A 21,391-nucleotide genomic window follows, 5' to 3' on the forward strand; every position below is an offset into this window, starting at 1 on the left:
CGTATCGTCTAAATTGCGATAGGCCTGTTTTGTTATGCAGCAGAGGTAGTGTGAATATAAAACCTTATTTATCTTCCTTATGCTTTTATAAAGCAGCATCACTATTTCTCATTTTCGGAATGGTTTATCAGCCTTTTACTTTCCCAAACTCTGCTTTTGAAATAGAACAAACCAACGATAGCGGGTAAAAGCGGGGAAACAGCTTGTCCGATATAGACACCTGAAGATCCGATATTCACGATGAAAGCCAACAGCCAGCTTACAGGAAGCCGGACGATGACCGCATCTAAAAGGGCATTTATCATAGCAACATTGGCGGAGCCAATACCAATGGCAAAGGAGTCAAATGTATACATAACTGCATAAATCAAGCTGTTTATTCCGCAGCATATTCTTAAATACAGTATGCCGTCTTCAATCACTTCCTGGTTTACTGGGTTAAACAGCATAATGACTTGTCTGGCAAATATTTGAACAAATAGGATTACGATCAGTGTAATCATAATATTGAAGTACAGTCCTATTTCTGTTGTCTTTTTGACGCGTTCTATATGATTTGCGCCCATATTCTGCCCAGCCATAGCTGTAACGGCCTGCCCGATTGCCCAACAGGGCATACCCGCAAATGTGTTGACTTTCAATCCAACGCCAGATGCGGCAGCCACCGCCACACCAAAATGATTGAAGCATACCGGTGATCATAAGATAAGCAATATTGACAACTACCATCTGAATAGCCGTAGGCAATCCTACTTTTAAAATAATGACTAGCATTTCTCGTTTAATCGCAAAGTGTCGTACCTTAAAATCAAAGATAAGTTGTTTCTTTTTAAATGAATGATTGAAATTAAAAGGGAAGCTCCTTGTGAGAAAATGGTAGCATAAGCCGCGCCTTTTGTCCCCATGCCCAAAGATCCAACCAAGATGACGTCCAGCACAATGTTTACGAGTGTCGCTATTGCGATAAAATAAATTGGACTCTTGGAATCCCCAAAGCCTTTCATAATGGAACAAACAGCATTATAGCCAAAGACAAATACAGTGCCATAGCAAATAATTTGCATATATTCGCAAGCGTCCTTCATCGCAATGGCGGGTACATTTAGCAGCCTAAAAAGAGGCTGATATACGAGTAATCCTAAAATGGTAACGATCAGCGAAGCGATGAGGGATATTGTAAATAGTGTTCCGACTGTTTCACTTTGTCCTTGTTCGTCATTCGCTCCTTTAAATTGGGCAACTAATACAGTGCCGCCCATGGTAACGCCAATACAAATTGAATTGATGATAAAACTTATCATTGATGCATTACTGATGGCGGCAAGCCCTGTTTCTCCTACAATTCTGCCAATAACCAACATATCGACAATACTGTAAAAGGATTGTAATAGATTAGCAAGCAGCATAGGAAGGGCAAATAGGATTAACGTTTTCGATACATTTCCAGTTGTTAAATCCTGTTTTTCTTTCATGAGACAATTTCCTTTCTTAACGCAAAAAAAACAAAGGGTAAGCACGAGAATGTGCGCCCTTTGTTTATTAAAGCATAGCAGTTATAAACAAAAGGCCGCAGATAAAACGTTGTCTGCGACGCGATGAGTATAAAAAATTATCTATGAATAAGAACAAGTCAAAAACTACTTCTCAGTCTAGGAATAAGTCTTTTCATAAAATGTTTTTATATTAGGCTCCGCACAATGTTTTGTAATATACAGTTGTTCGGAGCTACCTTCAATACAAAATTTCCCGTATAACTTCATTGTGCTCACCCTTTCCTTTAACTTTTGCATTTCAATTATAAACACACTCACTCAATGATGTCAATTTATTATCTTAAACCATACAAACATATGATTTTATTGATAATAAAATAAAGTTGATAGGTAATTCAAATCAAGCTCTGTTACCGAAAATCAAAAAAACTCAAAAAGTGGGAATAGAGACAGTATTTGGCACACTTGATTTTGTTGTAAAAAAGGAAATGAACAAATCTATATTCAGGTCAGTAATAGTATTTCCGATGATAAAATATTTGTTCGTAAAATTACATCACTCTTGGATATTCGCGATGTTTTATTAAAAATATTAATTGCTAGAACACGACACGAAACTTATCAATATGAAGGGGGGTACAAATCATTGATATTTGTCGTTGGTTAAGTGAATAATCTATTACCACCTTTTGAAAAAATCTTTATAAGTGGTAATGAACATCCATAATTATGTTAAAGGATTGTAGTAGATTCGCTCCCGTTGTTCAATCCGGCTTTTCTTGCATTGAACAATTTCCTTTCTTAACATAAAAAGGCGGAGGGTGAACACGAGAATGCGCATCCTTTGCTTCTTAAATCATAGGCATTATAAACAAAAGGTCGCAGATTATCTGCGACCCGATTAGTATAATTAAACTACTTATCAGCAACGTACGAAAGTAGCTTAATCACTCGTTGAGGACGCTTTCATGTTTATCGGCTAGGATAACAACGCTGAAAGAAAGTTCATTACAGCAGAGGAATCCAGTTTTCCAATGGAACACAACACAACAGCGTAAAGCTAGTGATGCTGTACAAGACAGTCCAGCGGGCAGCTGGAACACTTCGAAACAAACCAAGAAAAGCAAGCAGGGTGGCTGCGCTGAGCACATTCAATGCCCAGACAGCCAGGATCCGACGCAGTGTCAAACCAAAAACGAACGCGTAAATACCCAGCTTAACCCCGGCCAACAGCACGAAGGCGAGTGTGCACAGACAGAACAACTTTGCTGCCGCATGCAGCCGTTTGGAGGTAAGCAGGGGAACTTCACTGGTGCTGCGCAGAGCCGCCAGCACGCTGAGGTTGAGGATCACGATGCCGCACAGCTGCCAGAACCCTTGGACGGCGTATTGACAGGCTACGGTGACCGTGATGGCTCCGCTGATCAGCAGGCGCAGATAAACAAAGGCTTCCACAGCAAAGAACAAAATGTAAATCAAACACAGCACGCTGAGGACTAAGGCTGTTGTGAAGGCAGGCAAAACCTGGATTCGAGCCATGCTTGTTTTCCATTGAGACTGAGAAAACAAGGGTTTCGTTGAGGCTAAACATCCTCCGGCTAAGCCGAATAACCATGCGCCAACCGGCAGGGAGAGGATCAGCGTAAGCATGATCTGAGGTGAAACTCCGCTGAACAGAATAGTACCTGCCGCTGCTGCAACTTCCGCGAAAAACGGATCGGCGCCGCTTAACAAGCTCCAAGCCAGCATTCCAATTCCGCCGGCTAGAAACAGTGAGAGTCCAATCAATCCAGGACTCAGCTTCTGACCGCTGCGATGAGCCAGATAATCCCGTACAGCTGTACTTAAGACATGAATTCGAAGCAACATCCGCCGCATCGGTCCAACCAGACCACCCCAGACGAATTCCAGAAGAAAGCTGCCGCTGGTCTGATTGTGGATCAAACACTGCGTTCGGCAAAGCGTCCAGTAGACAGCTTCCAGATGCAGCGCAAGGATTTGCCACAGCGCTAAGAAGCTGACGGGCTGATAGAAGCATAAAGGAAGCAGCGGTGAGCAGCAGGCAGCCTGCCCAGACCCGGCTTTCCGGACTAGCTTTGCGCTCTGACCGCTCAGCTCCCTGACTGACGAGCAGGATATAAAGCAAGGTGAAAAGGATTACGGCTGGATTGCGATAAGTCATCAATCGAAAATCCGCAAACCCCATCACATAGCCGACATACAGGAAAGCCATGGGGAAGCTGAGAAGGGCGGCCATTGTCCATGAAAACTGAACCGTGGGTTTACCGCTTTGTACTGTCTTTGCATTTGCCTCGCTCATGCTCAGTCCTCACGCTTAAATTCCAGCAGATCGCCGGGCTGACAGTCCAGAACATCGCAGATCTTGCATAAAGTATCAAACTTAATGCCTTTGGCTTTGCCATTTTTCAAGATGGATACATTAGCCATGGTGATGCCGATGCGCTGCGACAATTCAGTGACGCTCATTTTGCGTTTGGCAAGCATGACATCTAAAGTAACATTGATTTCCATAACACTACACCATCAATTCATTCTCGGTCTGAATCTGTTCGGCAATCGTGACCAGATAGGCCAGGGTATAGGCGGCTACAGCGATCAGCCCGCCCATCGTCATTAATCCCAATCCGCCTAACATCAGTGCCGGATGCAGGATATTGATCGCCAGAGCATACAGACATCCGAGCAGACACAGCGCGGTGTCAAACAGAGCCAGGCGGCAGATCCAACGTAAGCCATCCGCGTTTTCCGTACAGAAGGAACGATTTCTTCCAATTCGCGTACAGATTTGCCAAAACAGGAACAGCGCGATATAGAGAATGAGCGCGGCTGAAGCGGAGAGCAGCTGCAGCGGCAGTTCTTCATTGAAGGTTCGGCCGTAAAACTCAATTAAGCTGTGCAGCAGTTCTGGAATGGCAAGTGCAAAAACGACAAGTCCCATTGCAGCTAAAATGAAAACAAACAGTTTCAGCAGAAAAGCCAATTTACGATTATTCATCTTATCAACCTCATTTCTGCTTTGATTATAACAGAAGAAACATAAAAATCAATAAATATTTATTGTTTTACGATAAATATTTTCTGTGATTCGCTTTTTTTGTAAAAAACAGCGGATAAAAAAATCCGAAGCGATCCTTCGGATTTCAAGATTTTCTATAATCACTTTAACAGCTGCGCAAAAGCTCAGCTACCGCATGTTTATCTTCGTTGGTTAAAATTTCAATCATTGTTTCATAAGAAATATCCTGATTATCAGGGCAGCTCAGATAACCAAGATAGCCTTGGGAATAACAGACCAATACATCTTTCTTTAAATCGAGATTCTGCATGTACCCTGAGAACAGCTCAAACGGATTAAAGATCAGCCGGAAAGGGCCGAAATTAACGCGGGTAAAGCGAACCTCATCAGGCAGCATACTCAGCATGCCGCGGTATTGTTCAACCATTTTCGCACCGGTATGCAGCTCGCGGATTTCTTTGTCGCTTAATCCTGAGGTATCCATCTGATCCAGATCAATTTTTTTCAGGGTCTTATGAATCGGCAGTCTCTGTTCCTTCCACTCTAGCTTCAGCGGCTGCATCCGCGGTGTCAGCTTCATCATCTTTTCCCAAGCGGAAGCGATTTCGTTCGCCAGCCGGATCACCTCGTCATAATTCTTAGCCTGACGGGTGAAGCGTGTTGAAACATCACCGCAGGGACCCTGTAAGAAGAGGAAGAACTCCTTCGGATACCGCTGTTTCAGAATGTCCAGAGCTGCGCCTGGATAATCGGATGACAGATAATCAGCATCCTCGGCTGAAATCGTTGGATGACAGTTATAAATTAAGAAGTTGCCGATCCGCAGTCCTTCTTTAAAGAAGCTTAAGACGCCGGCGGTAACATATTGATCACTGCCGCCGGATAACCGGCAGCGGCCGACACCAGTAAAGTTGCGTACCTGGTAGGACACGGTCAGGGGAGCATCTTCACTCATCCGACAGTTTCTCACAAGATTAAGCAGCTTGATATCCAGACTTTCAAGATAAGGGGTATTTTCTTCAATAAAACCCAGCGCATTGCATAAGGAAGGGGCATAATGCGTATGCGAACAGCTGAAGATGATCAGCGCGTCTTCGCCGATCGACTGCCGCAGCGATTCCTCCATCCGTTCCTGAACATCCTGCGAAATTCCCAGTGAATCAAATGTAATCAAAATCACTTCCCGATTTTCGTCTTCCATGCGCAGACATCGGGCGTATAAGTCGCCGCGTACTTTGTTCAGCGGTTCGGTCTGCGTCAGAAATCCGACCGGCAGACAACTGAAGGTAGGATTGATGCAGACTTGATTGTAACCAATTTTCACGTGATATCCCTCATTTCAAAATTAATTATAAAACGACTGGTTTGAAAGCGCAATCTTTTGTCCTGTTTTCCGGGCATTTGCGTGAAATCTGATGTTGGATTTCATGCATGCCGTATTCGGAATGAACCTTTTCCTGGAATCTGTCTTCTGGAATGGAAGGAAGCAGAAAGAAAAGTTGAATCTTCTTGAAATAGAAATTAAATGCTGCAGAGCGATGGAGACGTTAGTTTTTTGAACAGAAAAACGGCGCATTGAGTTTAGCGCCGTTGGCTGAAAATATCGTTACAATTCAATCGACTGAATCGCGATGCACCGCGGTCCACCCTGAGTGATGAACGCGCAGGATAAGTCATACAGAACACATTCAGCTTCAGGAAAACGATCTTTGACCTTCGCCAGAATTTTCTCTGCCTGTTCTTTGTTGAAAGCATGAGATACGCTGATCTGAACACGGGCTTTTTGAACATGTTCTTCCAGATGACCCAGAACGGATTTGATTGCAGCATCAAAGCTGCGGCCAACACCGAACTTTTCTAACCGTCTTCCTTCCTCCGCCTGAATCATGATCGGCTGCAGTTTTAACAGTCCGCCCATCGCGGCTGCCATCGGCGTGCACCGACCGCCGCGCTTGAGATAACTGAAATCCTGCGGCAATAAAAACGAAAGGCTCGTTGCGATCTTCGTTTGCAGCGTATCCAGAATTTCTTCGATCTGCGTGCCTTCGTGAATCAGCCGTGCGGCTAAATCGACAAGATAACGATGCGGTCCGCACAGGGTCTGAGAGTTCACGACATGAATCCGTTCAGGATGTTCGGTATGCAGCCGTGCAGCCTCAGCTGTCTGGTAGGTGCCGGATAAACCATCGGCCATAGAAATGACAAGAATTTCATCCTCCGGATATTTTTCAAACAGCTCGACCAGTTCGCCCATCGAAGGCTGCGAAGAGGAAGGAATGTAGCCAGCTTTGATCAGATTCAGAAAAGCTTCGGCATCGATGTCTTCATATTCACGGTAAGTTTTGCCGTTGATGGTGACGCACAGCGGGGTGATGTCGCAGGGCAGCGCCTTGCCTTCTTCAATGGAATACAATGTGGAAGAATCAGAAATTAAACGAATCATAGTTGAACTCTCTTTCTTTACTTTTTTAGATTGTACAAGGATTTCAAACGCTAAAGGAGAATAAAGACCAGGACAGCGATGAAGTGGAAGAAGGAACCCAGCAGAATGAACAGATGAAACAGTTCATGAAACCCCCAGGCCTTCGACAGATCCGGCTTTTTGATCATGTAGATGACGGCACCGATGGTATAGGCGACCCCGCCCAGTGCGATCAGCATCAGACATCCTGAAGGCATTTTGGAGAATCCGCTCCAGTCAAACAGCACTGCCCAGCCCATTGCCAGATACAGCAGCGTATACAAGATCCGCGGGGCATTCAGCCAGCAGATCTTGGCAATGATGCCGGCAAGGGCAATCGCCCAGATCACAACGGCAAACGTAATTCCTTCCTGACCTGGCAGATACGTCAGACACAGCGGCGTATAAGTGCCGGCAATCAGCACATAGATCATCGAGTGATCCAGCTTGCGGAACAACGTATGATGCGGATGATCCCAACTTAATGTGTGATAATAGCTGGAAGCGCTGTACAGGGCAATCATCGAAGCACTGAATACGCAGCAGGCCAGAATGGTTTTCAGCGATCGTTGGTTCGCGATCCCGGCTCCAATAAACACCGCGGTAGCGATGACGCCGAAGCAGGCGCCGAGAAAGTGGGTGTAGCTGCTGATCGGATCCTGAACATCCTTAAACCAACGAAACATAAGATCAACTCCTTCAATAATCTAGTTTTGAAAACTAGATCATATAAATATCATATCATATTGATGAGGAAGTTCAACTACAAATCTTGGTTTTTGTCTAAGCGTGTGCTTATTTCCTTGTTCATTTTCTTATTGTAGCGGTTTTGGTATCAATTGAAAAGCCTTTCGGGAATATTTTTACCTCGAATAAATAAGAAAAAAAGCTGTCTGAAGAAAACCTTTCACAGAAAAGAAAAAATGAATGAAAACCCTTTGATTTCGGCAAGATTTAATTGACTTAAAATGCGAATTTTGCTATCCTTAAATAAGCGATGAAAAGGAATAGTAATTCTTGAATCTGACCTTGAGAGAGCCGGTGGCAGGTGAAAACTGGCGGCAGATCAGAATGAACTGGCCTTGGAGCTGAATCTGAAAAGAAGGATTCCGTGATTCCTGCGTTAAAGGAAAAAGAGGGCATAGGAAGATTCTTTCTGTGAACTAAGGTGGTACCGCGCGCTGACGTCCTTAGATTGAGGGCGTTTTTTGTTGCTTGAGAAAGGATGAAATCAATGAGTTACGATCACAAAAGTATTGAATCAAAATGGCAAAAGACCTGGGAAGACCGCAAGACCTTTGCGACGGATGCCTGGGATTTTTCCAAGCCGAAGTTTTACGCGTTGGATATGTTTCCTTATCCATCCGGAGTCGGCCTGCATGCCGGACATCCGGAAGGGTATACCGCAACCGATATCGTCAGCCGAATGAAGCGAATGCAGGGCTACAACGTCCTTCATCCGATGGGCTTTGACAGTTTTGGCTTGCCGGCGGAACAATACGCCATTCAAACCGGCAATAACCCGAATGGATTTACATTAAAGAATATAGAAACCTTTAAGCAGCAGCTGAAAATGCTCGGTTTCAGCTATGATTGGGATCGGGAAGTCTCGACCTGCGATCCGTCGTTCTACAAGTGGACGCAGTGGATTTTCAAGCAGCTGTTTGAAAGCGGTCTGGCCAAATGTGTTGAAATGCCGGTGAACTGGTGCGAGGAATTAGGGACGGTGCTGGCTAACGATGAGGTCATTGACGGCAAGAGTGAACGCGGCGGTTATCCGGTTGTGCGCAAGAACATGCGCCAATGGGTCATCGACATCGTGCAGTACGCTGAACGTTTGTTAGAAGGCTTAGAGGAAATTGACTGGCCGGAATCAACCAAGGAAATGCAGCGCAACTGGATCGGCAAGTCGATTGGGGCACTGGTCGATTTTAAGGTGCAGGGACATGATGAACAGTTCACAGTCTTCACCACTCGCTGCGACACGTTGTTTGGCGCTACGTACTGTGTTTTGGCGCCGGAGCATACGCTGGTCGATCAGATTACAACGCCGCAGCAGAAGGCCGCGGTGGATGAATACAAACGTCAGTGCGCGACAAAATCCGATCTTGAACGGACGGAGCTGAATAAGGAGAAGACCGGGGTGTTCACCGGCGCTTACGCCATCAATCCAGTCAATGGCAAGCCTGTTCCAATCTGGATCTCTGACTATGTTTTAGCCACCTATGGCACCGGTGCAATTATGGCAGTCCCAGCCCATGATGACCGCGACTATGCGTTTGCCAAGAAATTTGGTCTGGAAATTATTCCGGTGTTGGAAGGCGGCAACGTCGCTGAAGAAGCCTGGACACAGGATGGTGTGCATATCAATTCAGGCTTCTTGGATGGATTAAACAAGCATGATGCGATTGAGACAATGATCAGCTGGCTGAGTGAACATCACTGCGGTGAGCGAAAAGTCAATTACCGGCTGCGGGAATGGATTTTTGCCCGGCAGCGTTATTGGGGCGAACCGATTCCGATCGTTCATCTGGACAACGGTGATACCGTAGCTTTAAGCGACGATCAGCTGCCGCTGATCCTGCCGGATCTGACGGATTACAGTCCGTCGAAAAGCGGAGCTTCACCGTTGGAAAAAGCTCAGGATTGGGTTCAGGTTGAAATCGATGGTGTAAAGGGCCATCGTGAAACAAGCACGATGCCCGGCAGCGCTGGCAGCAGCTGGTATTTCTTACGCTACATTGATCCGCACAACGAAAAGGAACTGGCCGATCCTGAACTGCTGAAGCACTGGCTGCCGGTGGATCTGTATATCGGCGGACCGGAGCATGCGGTCGGACATCTGCTTTACAGCCGGATGTGGAACAATTTCCTGTATGACAAAGGGGTTGTCCCTGTGAAGGAACCATTCCAGAAGCTCGTTCATCAGGGAATGATCTTGGGATCCAACGGCATTAAAATGGGCAAGCGCTTTCCGGAATACGTCGTTGATCCGAATGTGATTGTTGAAAAGTACGGCGCGGATACGCTGCGTCTTTATGAAATGTTCATGGGGCCGTTAGAGGCCAGCAAGCCATGGAGTGAAAAGGGTGTCGACGCTGCGCGTAAGTGGCTGGAGCGCGTCTGGCGTTTAGTCATGGAACAGCCGGAGAAAATTACGGATGAGCTGACGCCGCAGCTGGATTACATTTACAACTTCACGGTAAAGAAAGTCACGGAAGATATTGAAACGCTGAATTTCAATACGGCGATTTCCCAAATGATGATTTTTGTCAACGACTGCTACCGCGTGGAAAAGATCAACCGCGATATGCTTTTAGGCTTTGTCAAACTGCTGAGTCCATTTGCCCCGCATATTGGAGAGGAAATGTATCAGCAGCTGACCGGCGCCGAATCCATCGCTTACGAAAGCTGGCCAACTTATGATGAAAGCAAGCTGGTCAAAAACGAAACGGAAGTCGTCGTTCAGGTCAATGGCAAACTGCGCGGAAAGTTCATGGCTTCCGTGGATGCCAGCGAAGAACAGCTGAAAGAAAAAGCATTGGCGGTCGAGAATGTCCGTCCGTTTATCGAAGGAAAGACGATCCGCAAGATCATTGTCATTAAAGGCAAGGTTGTCAATATCGTCGCCAATTAATCTTGATTAAGCAGCCAGGCTTGCCTTTCCAGCCTGGCTTTCTTCTTAATTCATAGATCAGCGCAGCATAAGAAAAGAACGAAAGTAAAGGAAGTGAATAATGAAAATCACAATGATTGCCGCATTGGATGAGCATTGCGGAATCGGAAAAGCCGGTCAGATGCCATGGCTCTGTCCGGCGGATCTGCATCAGTTTCAGGCTTATACGATGGGGAAAGTGTTGTTGATGGGGCGTAAGACAGCACAGCCGCTGTGGCATCGGCTGCCGGGCCGTCAGCTGTTAATTCAAAGCCGGACCCTGCAAACTGCGGATTTTCCAGTTGTCCGATCCATCGCTGAAGCTTTAACCTGGATGCAGAATCATCCCCGATATCCGGAACTGGTCATCGGCGGAGGCGGAGAAATTTATGCGCAATGGCTGCCCTATGCCGACTCTCTCAGGCTCAGTCTGATCCCTGGATGTTATGACTGCGATACATTCTTTCCTGCTTGGAATCAGAGTGAATGGACTTGTCAGAAGCAGACAAAGGAAAAGGGATTTATTTTACAGGAATGGGAACGAAAGATAAATTCAATACTCATTTAAAAGTTTTTAGGATTTAAAGCGAATCAAGACATCACAGGTCAGCTTTTTTAAATAGCTGGCTTTTTCTTTTTTCAAAATTTCCATGTCGCAGTGGGTCAATAACTGCATCAGATAAATTTCTGAGACCCTCAGCTTCAATAAAGATGAAAAATCCAAAGCACAGAAAATGACGGTTGAAATCTTATTGCCTTTATGCGTGAATTTGCCGTTAGACAGAAAGACATCAATGCCTTCTTTCCCATAATCTTTTTTATTTCCTATCAACAAAAGCGTTTCGTTAATAATCTTGAAATCAATGGTTTTTTCAATCTTTTGAAATTCATCAATTAATTTCTGAAACTTTGTGGAAGTCCGGCAGTTTTTATAGACTACAAATTGATAGATCTGCAATAGACTTGAAAATTCAATGTTTTCATAAAAACAGATATTATCATCTTTGATAAAATATTCATCAATCAGAAAGACGTCAGAAAAAGCTTGAGTTAAATGCAGCTTGGTTTCAATATTTCGCTCTTCAAAGCTGACTGTAAAATAAGGCAGATCATAGGAGTAAAATTGGGGAAGCGTACTGAAATCGTAATTGGTAATGATCATATCAAATTCAGAATAGTTTAAATGACGGATCTCATACAACTCACAGAGTCGAACTTTTTCAATATAAGCGTCAAATTCACGGGCTATTTGACGAGCGATAAAAGCCGAATAGGCTAATCCGGCGCCGGAGGTCACCAAAATCCGTTTTTTCCGGATTGGGATAGGAATTTGCAGCAGAAACGTCATAAAAAAATTGATGAAACGAAAATAATCATCACTGGACAGAGAAAAATGCCACTTGTTTTCCAAATGTTCAGCCATTTCAAAACCCAGATAACTGGCTAACGGGGAAACATGTGAAAACTTATTGATAATAACCCCGCCAAAGGTGATCTTCGCTTCAAAATGAAAATAGTGTTTGATCATTATTTGGGCCAAGTGTGTGGTAAACCCATCCATGAAAGAAGGATAATCACAAAATTGAAGATTGTAACGCTGATTTAAAAAATTAAAACATTCTTTGCGGATGCGCTGACAAGAATCCGCAATCGGTGAACATTCTATAGATTGATTAAATTCACATGCATTTTCGACGTCCGCGCCGCCCATCATTAATGCCGCAAATTGATAAACTTCATTTTGATCAGAATGAAAATAATCCGGAAAGCATTGATGAAGATGACTAAAAAGCGCGGCGCTGGGCTTGAGAAAAGGTGTTTTATCCAAGAAGGAAAAAGTCGGACTTTCAGTTATCCAATATCCATATCTGCGCCGATTCATCATGATCATCAGATAGAAAGACAGCCAGATAAACATCGCGTCAGTAAAATGGAGCCCGCTGCCGGAAATAAAGATTTTAAATTCCCTGCGGATTGCCAGAAATAAATCCCGATCACAGTAAATATAAAGGTTATACGTTGTATCATCCTGCTTGATAATTGTCTGATGATGAAGCGGTCCAATGAGCTGAATGATGGCCATCCGGAAATTGATTTCCAATCCGGCCAGCTTAATGCCTTTGCCTTTTTTATGCAGAATCGTCAGCTGATGATTTTTAAAATAAGTTGTGATATCTGAAATAACGGGGCTTAATGCACTGCGGGAAAAGTTGAGCTCTTCGGCTAAATCATCTATTTTTACCCAGTCATCAATCGAGACCAGTTTGCGGGCAATGTAAAGGAAGCTTTCATTTTCATTGTACTTGATCTGATTGAGAACGGTGCAGGTCACATTGATCTGATCCGCAAAAGCCTGATAGAGAGCTTCATCTTCCACCTGAATCTCAAATCCGTAGTTTCTTCGCGAAAAGATTGAAAATCCATTTTCCATACAGGCTGGCTGCATTTCCTTGATTGTATCGCGGATCGTTCGCGAACTTAATTTCAGCTGCTTTGCGATATCGCCGGATTTGCAGGGAGCGGGGTTGCTGAAAAAATAATAAAGAATTCTTAACTGACGATTATTCATAATCCTGCTCCTTTAATTCGATTGACTGGGGTTGTTGGAAATCGGGTATTGAGTTCCATTTCATTATAACGAACATAACGGAGCCTTTTCCGTGTAAATATTTTCCAGTATTGATAACGGAAAAAATGAAATTTCCATTAACTATGTGAAAAAAAACGGATGGAATCTTGAGTAATGGAAAAGTAAAATGAATTTAAGAAATGTTAAGCGCTTACATTTTGAAGGAGAGGAGTCGATAGATTGCGATTATTATTAGGTTCACACGGTCATCTGGCTAGCGGTATGGCAACCGCAATTGAAATTTTAGCTGGTCCTCAGCCGCATCTGACGATTTTGGATGCCTATGTAGATCAGAGGAACATCGACGAAGAATTAAAAGCTTATTTTGCTTCTGTTCCATCCGAAGAAACCGTTGTCATGCTTTCCGATCTCTATGGCGGAAGCGTGAATCAGAAAATGTATTTGTATTTGGAACGGCCTCATACGTATTTAATTGCGGGCGTCAATCTGGCCTTAGTTTTGGAACTTTGCATGCAGTCGGAGGTGTCGCTGACAACTTTGCATCAGCTGACGGAACAATCCCGTCAATTACAGCGGATTGTACTCTATGATGAAGCTCCGGAATTGGAAGATGGGGAATTTTTTTAAAGAAAAGAGGAAAAACAATGATTAAGTTATGCCGTCTTGATGATCGCATGATCCATGGACAGATCGTTACAAAATGGTCGCGGGTGATTTCTGTTGACCGGATTATCGTTGCCAACGATCAGGCTGGAAGCAATCCGATCATTGCCAAGTCACTGTTAATGGCTGCCCCCGGCAACATGAAAGTTGCAGTAAAAACGGTGAAGGAAGCGATTGAACTGCTCCATAATCCCAAAGCAGCTGCGCATGATATTCTGCTGATTGTTGCCAATCCGCAAGACTTACTGACGGTTGTGGAACAGGTTGAGGGAATTCATCGGGTGAATATTGGAAACTGGGGACTGCTGGAAGCCAGCGATGGGAAAGTGCGGGAAACGGTCTCCCAGTTTGTAGCCTTATCTGATGATGAAAAAGCGATTCTCGCCAAGGTCAATGAAAAGGTCGATGACTTTGTTTTACAGGTTACACCGGATGTTTCAGCCATCAAGGTATCATCCATCTTAAAGAAATAGAAAAGGGGAATTACGATGTTAATCGCTGCATTGAAACTCAGTGTTCTTTACTGGCTCTTAGGAATTTTGGATACGGCTGCCCTGGGCTGGCAGGCGCTGACCCGTCCAATCGTTATCTGTCCTTTGGTAGGCATTCTGTTAGGGGATGTAACGACGGGCTGCATTCTGGGCGCTTCATTGGAATCTTTGTTTATGGGGATTTCAGCGATCGGCGGCTCGATTCCGGCCGATGCCACAACGACCAGCTATGTTGCAACAGCCTTTGTTATTCTGACCGGGGCTGACATTGAATCGGCGGTGGCCATTGCGATGCCAATCGGCACGGTTCTGGCTTCAGTCACGATGCTTCCGTATGGCTTATTCTCACCAGTTCAGGGCTTTTTTACAAAACTATTGCAGGAAGATAAAGTGAGGCAGTATGAAATTGCCGTCTGGATCTTTACGTTTATTTCGCCGCTGCTCAACACCGTCATTCTGTTTGGCTGCATTTACTTCGGCGTTGACGCACTGCAGCTGGCGATCGCATCCTTGCCAGCCTGGGTTATGACCGGTCTGGGTGCGGTCAGTTCCATGGCGCTGGCTGTTGGCTTTGCAATTCTGACATCGCAGATTATGAACAAGGAAACTGTAATTTGGTTCTTTGTAGGGTTTGTTTTAGTAAAATATGTCAGTCTGGATACTGTCGCGGTTGCGGTCATCGGCGCTGCTGTTGCGATTACGATCTTCTTGCTGGAAAAGAAAATCATTGAAAACAAAGGCAAACCAGAAAGCAAAGAGGAGGAATTTTTCTGATGAAAAATACATTGATCAGTGAAAATGATAAAAAGCTGCTTCGCAAAGTTGAAATTCGTTCACACACGTGCTTTTTGGCGGCTACGATGGTCAACATGGAAGGCAACGGATTCACCTTCTCCTTAATTCCTGCGATAGAAGAGATCTATAAAGATGATCCGGAAGGGAAGAAAGAAGCCTATACCCGGCATCAGCAGTTTTTTAACACCCATGCCGTTCCGTTTTCGTTTATTGTCGGTCTGGCCTGGGCGATGGAAAAGGAAAAGAAAGAAAAGGGATCGGTCGATGCGGAAACCATTTCCAGTGTAAAATCAGCGCTGATGGGCCCGACGGCCGGCATGTTTGACAACTTATTCTTCAACTGCCTGCGCATCATTGCCGCCGGTATTGGCATCGGATTAGCCCAGCAGGGAAATATCTTAGGCATGATCATGTTTATTCTGATCTATGGCGTGCCGCAGTCGATCATTAAAATGTGGTTCTGCCGATTAGGCTACACGTACGGCACAGCGTTTATTGACATGATGTTCAGTACCGGATTAATGGCCAGTTTTACCAAAGCAGCATCCATTTTGGGCATTATGATGGTTGGCGCAATGACTGCCCAGATGGTCTATGTTCCGTTGAATCTGATTCTGCATATCGGTCCTGCAACCTTGGAGGTAGCGCCGGTGCTGGATGCCATCTTCCCAGGATTTATGAGCATCGCTTTGTTATTCGGATATGTGGCATTGATTAAAAAGGGCTGGAAGCCGATCAATCTGATCCTGTTAACGATGGTGATTGGCCTATTGGGCGCTTTAATTCATATCTTCTAATCAGATAGAACAGAGAGCGCAAGCGAAGGGATTGCAGTTTCTTCGATTCCAATGCGCTCTCTGTTTGTTCATTTGACATTAAACGGACAAAGAAATCTTAGAAAAACAAATCTTTCAACTGGATCGTATTCGTTTCAACAACTTATAAAAAGGAAAAAAGGAGGAAAAAGAGAATGAAATTACTCGTTCAGGGAGATGATTACGGCTTCACCAAAGGTGTCATGTGGGGCATGCTGGAAGGAATTGATCATGGTGTTTTGACCTGCAGCGGCTTGTTTGCGAATGTCCCGAATGCAGAATTAGCGGCGGCTCAAATGCGGCTGCGGCCGGATTTTTGCTGGGGTATTGATTTCAATTTGGTTGCGGGGCCCTGCTGTGCCGATCCGAAAAAAATTCCGCATTTCGTCGATGCTTCCGGCAACTTTATCCGCTCCAACATTACGGTCAAAGATCCACGCTGGCAAAGTGAAGCCGGAAGGCGGGAAATGTTCCCTTATGAGGAATGTTATTTGGAAGTCCGTGCGCAGTTTGATCGGTATGTTCAGCTGGTAGGGAAAAAGCCAGGTTATCTGAACGGTCATTCCATCAACCATGAAAGCCTGACTGAGGCAATCCGACAGCTGTCCAAAGAGGAGAAGATTCCTTATACCAATGACATACTTCAGGAATTCAATTTTGTATGGGCTGTTGATATCAGCGGCAACGAAGCGACAACCGCAAAAGTTTTTGATCCGATGAATCAGGTCAAGCGTAATCCGCTGAAATTTTTTATGGAGCACGCCGAGGAATATCTGCAGCATGAGTATGTGTTTGCGGCCGGACATCCGGGATATGTCGATGCGGAGCTGTTCGCGCAGACATCCTTGTCGATTGAACGCTGCCGGGATTTGGAAATGGTGCTTTCACCAGTGCTGAAAAAGTGGATTGATGAGAATCCGGTTGAGCTGATCAGCTATCGGGATTTAATTGAGAAAGAGGGAGAAAAATGAAACTTTTAGTTCAAGGCGATGATTACGGCTTCACCAAAGGTGTCACATACGGCATGATTGATGCGATTGACAATGGAATCCTGACCTGTACAGGAATGTTTGCAAATATGGAAATCGCACCCTGGGCGGCAGAGTTTATTAAAGCAAGACCGAACTTTTGTTTTGGGATTGATTTCAACCTGGTCGCCGGACCTTCCTGCGCAGCAGCTGAGAAAATTCCGCATCTGGTAGATGAAAACGGCCGCTTGATTCGCTCGTCAGTACGCATTCATGATCCACGCTGGCAAAGTGAAGAAGGTCGGGCCGAACTGTTTCCTTATGAGGAAGTCTATACCGAGATCAAAGCTCAGTATGACCGGTTTGTTGAACTGACAGGCCGCAGACCGGGCTATCTGAATGGTCATTCGATCGTGGCGGAAACCATGCTTAAAGCCATCCGGAAAATTGCCGATGAAGAAGATCTGCCGTTTGCCTTTGATTTTATGCAGTTCGCTTTTACAACGTTTTCACTGCCTGAGGATGAAGACGAGAAAAACAACGCATCGGTATCGAAGGTTTTTGATGCCAAAGCCCAGCTGAAAAAAGACCCGCTGGGAAAATTTCTAAGATATAAAGAAGAGATCTTAAATCATGAATATGTCATGGCCGGCGGACATCCAGGCTATGTCGATGCGGATCTGTTCGCTTTAACATCCTTGTCGATTGAACGCTGCAAAGATTTGGAATTTGTCACTTCGCCGTTGATGAAGGCGTTTGTTGGCGAGAATCAGGTGGAGCTGATTGATTATTATGATGTAGCAAAAGCGATGAAGCAGGGCTTAATCTAATAAATTCAAAGCGTGATCTAAGAAAGACTCAGAAAGGAGAAGAATATGTATATTCGTTCAACAAGAATTACTTTGCCGCAAGGCTGCATTAGCGGGATTCTACATTGGGAAGCAGGAAAGATTGTTGAAATACTGGATTATCATCAGCCCGTTCCGATTGATCTCGACGTTGGGGATCATCGCATTCTGCCCGGGATTATTGATACGCACAATCACGGTACATTAGGTTATGGTGCGATGGGCTTTGAAGGCGATGTTGAGAAAGAACTTCGCGGTTATCTGAAGGGGCTGGCTTCACAGGGCGTGACTGGAGTTTTGCCGACAACGGATATTCATGGATTTGAAACAGCGGCGAAACTAGCAGATGAAGTCGTCGATGGGGCGAAAGTGCTGGGAATTCATTCAGAGGGTCCGTATCTGAATCGAGTCGGTGAGAAAGGCATAGATACCGGGCATCCGGATATCTGTTTGGATGACTTGAAGCAGATGGTCAAAAAAGCCCAAGGCAAATTAAAATTAGTAGCCTTGGCGCCGGAATTGCCTGATGCCCGGCAAGCCATTGAATATTTAACCAGCGTGAATGTGCGGACAGCCTTTGCCCACAGCAATATGATGTTTGAGGAAGCTAATGAAGCTTTCAGATGGGGCATTACAGTATCAACCCATACCGCCAACGTCATGAGCGGAATCCATCATCGAAATATGGGTGGGCTTGGCGCCTGTCTGTTAAACGATGATTTAGTTAATGAAGTGATCTGCGATGGGAAACATATCTGCAATGCAATGCTGGAGCTGATGTTTCGGATGAAACGGGATCCGTATAATCATTTTCTGCTGGTTTCGGATTGCTCCAATTTATCAGGCGCGCCAGTCGGTAAGTACAGAATGATGGAAGGCTTTCCTGAGGTCAATATTACAGCGGACGGGTATTGTTTATCGGATACCGGACGGCTGTGCGGATCAACGATGCCGGTGCTGAAAGGTATTCAGAATCTTGTTGAAAATGTCGGCATTGCGATGAAATATGCAACTCGGATGGCCAGTCGGAATCCGGCGATTGTATATGGATATCCCAATAAAGGTGTGCTGGAAGTCGGGAAGGATGCGGATCTGATCGTCATTGATGATCAATATCGCTGTCTGTTTACGTTTGTTGAAGGCCGATGTGTTTACGATCGGCAGCGTGAAGGTGATGTTTTCAATCAGGAATTTTTATTAACTCATCGAATCGTCTAGCTTTAGCGGAGATGAAAAGGCCATGAAAGCGGATACTTATGTATTAGAACAGGAAAAGATTGGGACGGCGATGATCCGGCTTGCCGCTCCTTCTGTCATGGTTTCCGTAATCTCACTGATCTATGAACTGATCAATTCCTTTTATATCGGACAACTAAACAACACTGCGATGCTGGCATCGATTTCGCTCTCTGCAACGCTAACCCTGTTGATTACGAAAATTGGGGAAGCGGTTGGGATTGGCGCGGCCAGTTATCTGGGCCGGCAGCTGGGCGCAAAGCAGGAACATGTGACTTATGAGATTGTCCGGACGACACTTTCTTTTGTTGCTTTGTTCTCAATTTTGTTTACCTTGGCGGCGCTGCTGATCTTAAATCCATACATTACCTGGCAGACGATGGATCCAGCGGTGATTCATTATGGCCGCTTGTATGGAGGAATCATGATCCTTTTTGCAGGTTGTACCTCGTTGTATACGGCCTGCATTCAGCTGTTTCGAGCTGTCGGAGATGTAAAATATCCCATGATCGTGATGGGAGTCAGCGTAATTTTGAATATCATTTTGGACCCGCTGCTGATGTTTGATTTCGGTTTGGGTTTAGGCGTTGTCGGCGCTGCGATTGCCAGTGCCGCGGCGCAGCTGTCGGCTTTGTTTCTCTGTCTGTATCGCTTAGCCGCGAAGAAGACCGCGCTCAGTTGGAAATTGTTTGATTTTCATATTGAATGGACCATGATTCGTGAGATTTTCTCCGTTGGCTTTGCGGTCTATATGCGGAATTTAATGTCCAGCCTGGCGATCCTGGTTTTCACCAAAGTTGTATTTATCTATGGCGTTGACTTTGCAGCGGGCTGTAATGTTGGAAAGTTTACGATGTATTTTGTCAATTTCTTTATACAGGGCGTAGCCAATGGTTATCTGCCGCTAGCTTCGTTTACTTATGGAGCAAGAAATTATCAGCGGCTGTGGGATGCGGTTGTATGGAATATCCGAATTCTGAGCGGTTACAGCTTCGCTGCAATCATCCTGGTTGGAATGTTCGCGGAACCCTTTGTCGGTCTTTTTACAGGCGGAAAAATGGCCGGAATCTACGGCGCTCAGTATTTAAAAGCATACAACGGGTCACTGCCGGTTTATTCCCTTTATTACATGATTACGATCACGCTGCAGGCTGCGGGAAAAGGCAGGGAATCAATGATTCTGTCGCTGTTTCGGCAGGGAATTATTTATGTTCCGCTGTTAATTCTGCTTTCGCAGACGTTGGGGCAGACCGGGGTGTTTTATGCTCAGCCCTGCGCCGACTGGATTACGGTTTTGACAGCGTTGTTTCTTTCACGGTCTTTAATTCATGAAATCATTGTGGGAAAGGAGAAGCAGAAGCTGAAAGCTTTTGTCAAAGAACGTCATGTTTAAACTGATCATTATTTCTATTATTCTTGGTTTGTTTGTTCTGTCCATCGTGATTCCCAAACGCATGCGCAGCCAGCTTGCTGAACAACTGTCCAGCGCCCTGCTGAAACGAGATTTTATTCAGTTTGATCAGCTGATTGAAAAGCGGGTTGTCCGTTTTGTCTTCGATCCTTTCAATGTGGACTTCATGAAATTAAATGCCGCACTGGTTAAAGGAGACCCGATTGAAATTGATCAGCGGTTTGCAGGCTTTGACCAATGCCGGCTCAGCGATAAACAGAAGGAAGCCGTTTATTACAATGCCTTTTATTATTATGTTTCCCGTAAGGATAAAGCAAGAGTAAAGCAGTATGGAAATCAACTGCTGAATTTGTCAATCTGTACAGAAAAACTGAAAGCCGAGATTAAGAAATACTATGCGGTGATGATCGATCATGCTTATGCAGATCTAAAACAGGATTTAGATCTGTTGGATCAGCTGACAGGGGAAGAAAAAGCCAAAGCGGAATTCTTAATTTCGAAGATGTATGAAAATCAAGGCAATGAGAGAAAAGCAAAAGAATATCTGAATCGTTCATTGACGCATCTGCATCCGAACAATTCGCAATCCTAAGTTTTTCTTCAATCCTTTAATCCAAGTCTGCACAGAAGATCAAAAATAATGGACTTAAATTATATCTCAGGTTTTATATTCCTAGATAAAGTCGACATAAAAAACGAATGGAACCGTATACGACAAAGCAGCTTGCTTGATCGTGCGGTTCTTTTGTTATGAAGCAGTAAGCTAAACTGAAATGGATACGGCTGGGAAGAACTGAGGGGTTTGCCTGAGAAGTCAAAAAAAGAGGACATCAAAGAAAAAATATAATGTAACAAAATGAAAAGAGTTGAAAGTAAATGAAGAAAAAATGAAAACCAGCGGAAAATCAGAAACAAACATGCTATACTA

General features: G+C 44.7%; 20 protein-coding genes and 1 other annotated feature. Of the genes, 11 read left to right on the top strand and 9 right to left on the bottom strand.

Annotated elements, in window-relative coordinates:
* Positions 1–101 precede the first annotated feature (101 nt).
* The 8 genes from BN162_RS18835 to trhA form a co-directional block, all read right to left on the bottom strand.
* Positions 102–671, bottom strand: coding sequence for an MATE family efflux transporter (locus BN162_RS18835; RefSeq protein WP_222704898.1), 570 nt, complete (start codon positions 669–671; stop codon positions 102–104).
* 96 nt (positions 672–767) lie between these two features.
* Positions 768–1,472, bottom strand: coding sequence for an MATE family efflux transporter (locus BN162_RS18840; RefSeq protein WP_206671269.1), 705 nt, complete (start codon positions 1,470–1,472; stop codon positions 768–770).
* A 1,029-nt stretch (positions 1,473–2,501) separates the two neighbouring features.
* Positions 2,502–3,632: a DUF4153 domain-containing protein gene (locus BN162_RS02150; RefSeq protein WP_315969563.1), complete on the bottom strand. Its 1,131-nt coding sequence runs from the start codon at positions 3,630–3,632 to the stop codon at positions 2,502–2,504.
* A 183-nt stretch (positions 3,633–3,815) separates the two neighbouring features.
* A complete protein-coding gene (locus BN162_RS02155) occupies positions 3,816–4,025 on the bottom strand; it encodes a helix-turn-helix domain-containing protein (protein WP_020223417.1) in 210 nt (69 codons plus the stop codon).
* Positions 4,026–4,029: 4 nt separating this feature from the next.
* The gene (locus BN162_RS02160; RefSeq protein ID WP_020223418.1) at positions 4,030–4,509 is read right to left on the bottom strand and encodes a DUF2975 domain-containing protein; all 480 of its coding nucleotides are present in this window, start codon (positions 4,507–4,509) and stop codon (positions 4,030–4,032) included.
* Positions 4,510–4,675: 166 nt separating this feature from the next.
* Complete coding sequence (locus BN162_RS02165) at positions 4,676–5,854, bottom strand: hypothetical protein (protein ID WP_020223419.1); 1,179 nt, start codon at positions 5,852–5,854, stop codon at positions 4,676–4,678.
* Positions 5,855–6,136: 282 nt separating this feature from the next.
* Positions 6,137–6,973 (bottom strand): DegV family protein, encoded by an 837-nt coding sequence (locus BN162_RS02170; RefSeq protein WP_020223420.1) that lies wholly within the window; start codon positions 6,971–6,973, stop codon positions 6,137–6,139.
* Positions 6,974–7,023: 50 nt separating this feature from the next.
* Complete coding sequence (gene trhA, locus BN162_RS02175) at positions 7,024–7,677, bottom strand: PAQR family membrane homeostasis protein TrhA (RefSeq protein WP_020223421.1); 654 nt, start codon at positions 7,675–7,677, stop codon at positions 7,024–7,026.
* A gap of 302 nt (positions 7,678–7,979) precedes the next feature.
* Positions 7,980–8,186: a binding site (T-box leader), on the top strand.
* A 39-nt stretch (positions 8,187–8,225) separates the two neighbouring features.
* On the opposite strand from trhA, the gene leuS reads away from it, so the two are divergent.
* Together leuS and BN162_RS02185 are read left to right on the top strand one after the other, a co-directional pair.
* Entirely contained in the window at positions 8,226–10,628 is a 2,403-nt protein-coding gene (gene leuS, locus BN162_RS02180) for a leucine--tRNA ligase (RefSeq protein WP_020223422.1), read from the top strand.
* Positions 10,629–10,728: 100 nt separating this feature from the next.
* Positions 10,729–11,214 carry a dihydrofolate reductase gene (locus BN162_RS02185; RefSeq protein ID WP_020223423.1) on the top strand — a complete coding sequence of 162 codons (486 nt, stop codon included), beginning with the start codon at positions 10,729–10,731 and terminating at the stop codon, positions 11,212–11,214.
* 6 nt (positions 11,215–11,220) lie between these two features.
* Here the strand turns inward: BN162_RS02185 and BN162_RS02190 are convergent, their stop codons facing one another.
* The gene (locus BN162_RS02190; RefSeq protein ID WP_020223424.1) at positions 11,221–13,215 is read right to left on the bottom strand and encodes a BglG family transcription antiterminator; all 1,995 of its coding nucleotides are present in this window, start codon (positions 13,213–13,215) and stop codon (positions 11,221–11,223) included.
* A 240-nt stretch (positions 13,216–13,455) separates the two neighbouring features.
* On the opposite strand from BN162_RS02190, the gene BN162_RS02195 reads away from it, so the two are divergent.
* The 9 genes from BN162_RS02195 to BN162_RS02235 all read left to right on the top strand — a co-directional run bounded on the left by BN162_RS02195 (position 13,456) and on the right by BN162_RS02235 (position 21,055).
* Positions 13,456–13,863: a PTS sugar transporter subunit IIA gene (locus tag BN162_RS02195; protein WP_020223425.1), complete on the top strand. Its 408-nt coding sequence runs from the start codon at positions 13,456–13,458 to the stop codon at positions 13,861–13,863.
* A 17-nt stretch (positions 13,864–13,880) separates the two neighbouring features.
* Positions 13,881–14,372: a PTS sugar transporter subunit IIB gene (locus BN162_RS02200; RefSeq protein WP_020223426.1), complete on the top strand. Its 492-nt coding sequence runs from the start codon at positions 13,881–13,883 to the stop codon at positions 14,370–14,372.
* Positions 14,373–14,387: 15 nt separating this feature from the next.
* Positions 14,388–15,164, top strand: a complete 777-nt coding sequence (locus tag BN162_RS02205) for a PTS mannose/fructose/sorbose/N-acetylgalactosamine transporter subunit IIC (protein WP_020223427.1) — start codon at positions 14,388–14,390, stop codon at positions 15,162–15,164.
* Positions 15,164–15,982: a PTS system mannose/fructose/sorbose family transporter subunit IID gene (locus BN162_RS02210; RefSeq protein ID WP_020223428.1), complete on the top strand. Its 819-nt coding sequence runs from the start codon at positions 15,164–15,166 to the stop codon at positions 15,980–15,982. Before BN162_RS02205 ends, BN162_RS02210 begins: the two co-directional genes overlap by 1 nt.
* Positions 15,983–16,155: 173 nt before the next feature.
* Positions 16,156–16,971 (top strand): ChbG/HpnK family deacetylase, encoded by an 816-nt coding sequence (locus tag BN162_RS02215; RefSeq protein ID WP_020223429.1) that lies wholly within the window; start codon positions 16,156–16,158, stop codon positions 16,969–16,971.
* Positions 16,968–17,798, top strand: coding sequence for a ChbG/HpnK family deacetylase (locus tag BN162_RS02220; protein ID WP_020223430.1), 831 nt, complete (start codon positions 16,968–16,970; stop codon positions 17,796–17,798). Before BN162_RS02215 ends, BN162_RS02220 begins: the two co-directional genes overlap by 4 nt.
* 45 nt (positions 17,799–17,843) lie before the next feature.
* Entirely contained in the window at positions 17,844–19,034 is a 1,191-nt protein-coding gene (locus BN162_RS02225) for an N-acetylglucosamine-6-phosphate deacetylase (RefSeq protein WP_020223431.1), read from the top strand.
* A 22-nt stretch (positions 19,035–19,056) separates the two neighbouring features.
* On the top strand, positions 19,057–20,445 hold the full coding sequence (locus BN162_RS02230) for an MATE family efflux transporter (protein ID WP_020223432.1): 1,389 nt from the start codon (positions 19,057–19,059) through the stop codon (positions 20,443–20,445).
* Positions 20,438–21,055, top strand: a complete 618-nt coding sequence (locus BN162_RS02235) for a hypothetical protein (protein ID WP_020223433.1) — start codon at positions 20,438–20,440, stop codon at positions 21,053–21,055. The genes BN162_RS02230 and BN162_RS02235 overlap by 8 nt, the downstream gene beginning before the upstream one ends.
* Positions 21,056–21,391: the final 336 nt, after the last annotated feature.

The sequence above is a fragment of the Holdemania massiliensis AP2 genome (genome assembly GCF_000327285.1).
Lineage (GTDB): Bacteria > Bacillota_I > Bacilli_A > Erysipelotrichales > Erysipelotrichaceae > Holdemania > Holdemania massiliensis.

What these genes read in the sequence shown, in the direction of transcription:
- BN162_RS02200 (WP_020223426.1), top strand. Translation starts at nt 13,881, where the DNA reads ATGATTAAGTTATGCCGTCTTGATGATCGCATGATCCATGGACAGATC.
- BN162_RS02210 (WP_020223428.1), top strand. Translation starts at nt 15,164, where the DNA reads ATGAAAAATACATTGATCAGTGAAAATGATAAAAAGCTGCTTCGCAAA.
- BN162_RS02155 (WP_020223417.1), bottom strand. Translation starts at nt 4,025, where the DNA reads ATGGAAATCAATGTTACTTTAGATGTCATGCTTGCCAAACGCAAAATG.
- BN162_RS02185 (WP_020223423.1), top strand. Translation starts at nt 10,729, where the DNA reads ATGAAAATCACAATGATTGCCGCATTGGATGAGCATTGCGGAATCGGA.
- BN162_RS02190 (WP_020223424.1), bottom strand. Translation starts at nt 13,215, where the DNA reads ATGAATAATCGTCAGTTAAGAATTCTTTATTATTTTTTCAGCAACCCC.
- BN162_RS18840 (WP_206671269.1), bottom strand. Translation starts at nt 1,472, where the DNA reads ATGAAAGAAAAACAGGATTTAACAACTGGAAATGTATCGAAAACGTTA.
- BN162_RS02225 (WP_020223431.1), top strand. Translation starts at nt 17,844, where the DNA reads ATGTATATTCGTTCAACAAGAATTACTTTGCCGCAAGGCTGCATTAGC.
- BN162_RS02230 (WP_020223432.1), top strand. Translation starts at nt 19,057, where the DNA reads ATGAAAGCGGATACTTATGTATTAGAACAGGAAAAGATTGGGACGGCG.
- BN162_RS02170 (WP_020223420.1), bottom strand. Translation starts at nt 6,973, where the DNA reads ATGATTCGTTTAATTTCTGATTCTTCCACATTGTATTCCATTGAAGAA.
- BN162_RS02160 (WP_020223418.1), bottom strand. Translation starts at nt 4,509, where the DNA reads ATGAATAATCGTAAATTGGCTTTTCTGCTGAAACTGTTTGTTTTCATT.
- BN162_RS02205 (WP_020223427.1), top strand. Translation starts at nt 14,388, where the DNA reads ATGTTAATCGCTGCATTGAAACTCAGTGTTCTTTACTGGCTCTTAGGA.
- trhA (WP_020223421.1), bottom strand. Translation starts at nt 7,677, where the DNA reads ATGTTTCGTTGGTTTAAGGATGTTCAGGATCCGATCAGCAGCTACACC.
- leuS (WP_020223422.1), top strand. Translation starts at nt 8,226, where the DNA reads ATGAGTTACGATCACAAAAGTATTGAATCAAAATGGCAAAAGACCTGG.
- BN162_RS02220 (WP_020223430.1), top strand. Translation starts at nt 16,968, where the DNA reads ATGAAACTTTTAGTTCAAGGCGATGATTACGGCTTCACCAAAGGTGTC.
- BN162_RS02215 (WP_020223429.1), top strand. Translation starts at nt 16,156, where the DNA reads ATGAAATTACTCGTTCAGGGAGATGATTACGGCTTCACCAAAGGTGTC.
- BN162_RS02235 (WP_020223433.1), top strand. Translation starts at nt 20,438, where the DNA reads ATGTTTAAACTGATCATTATTTCTATTATTCTTGGTTTGTTTGTTCTG.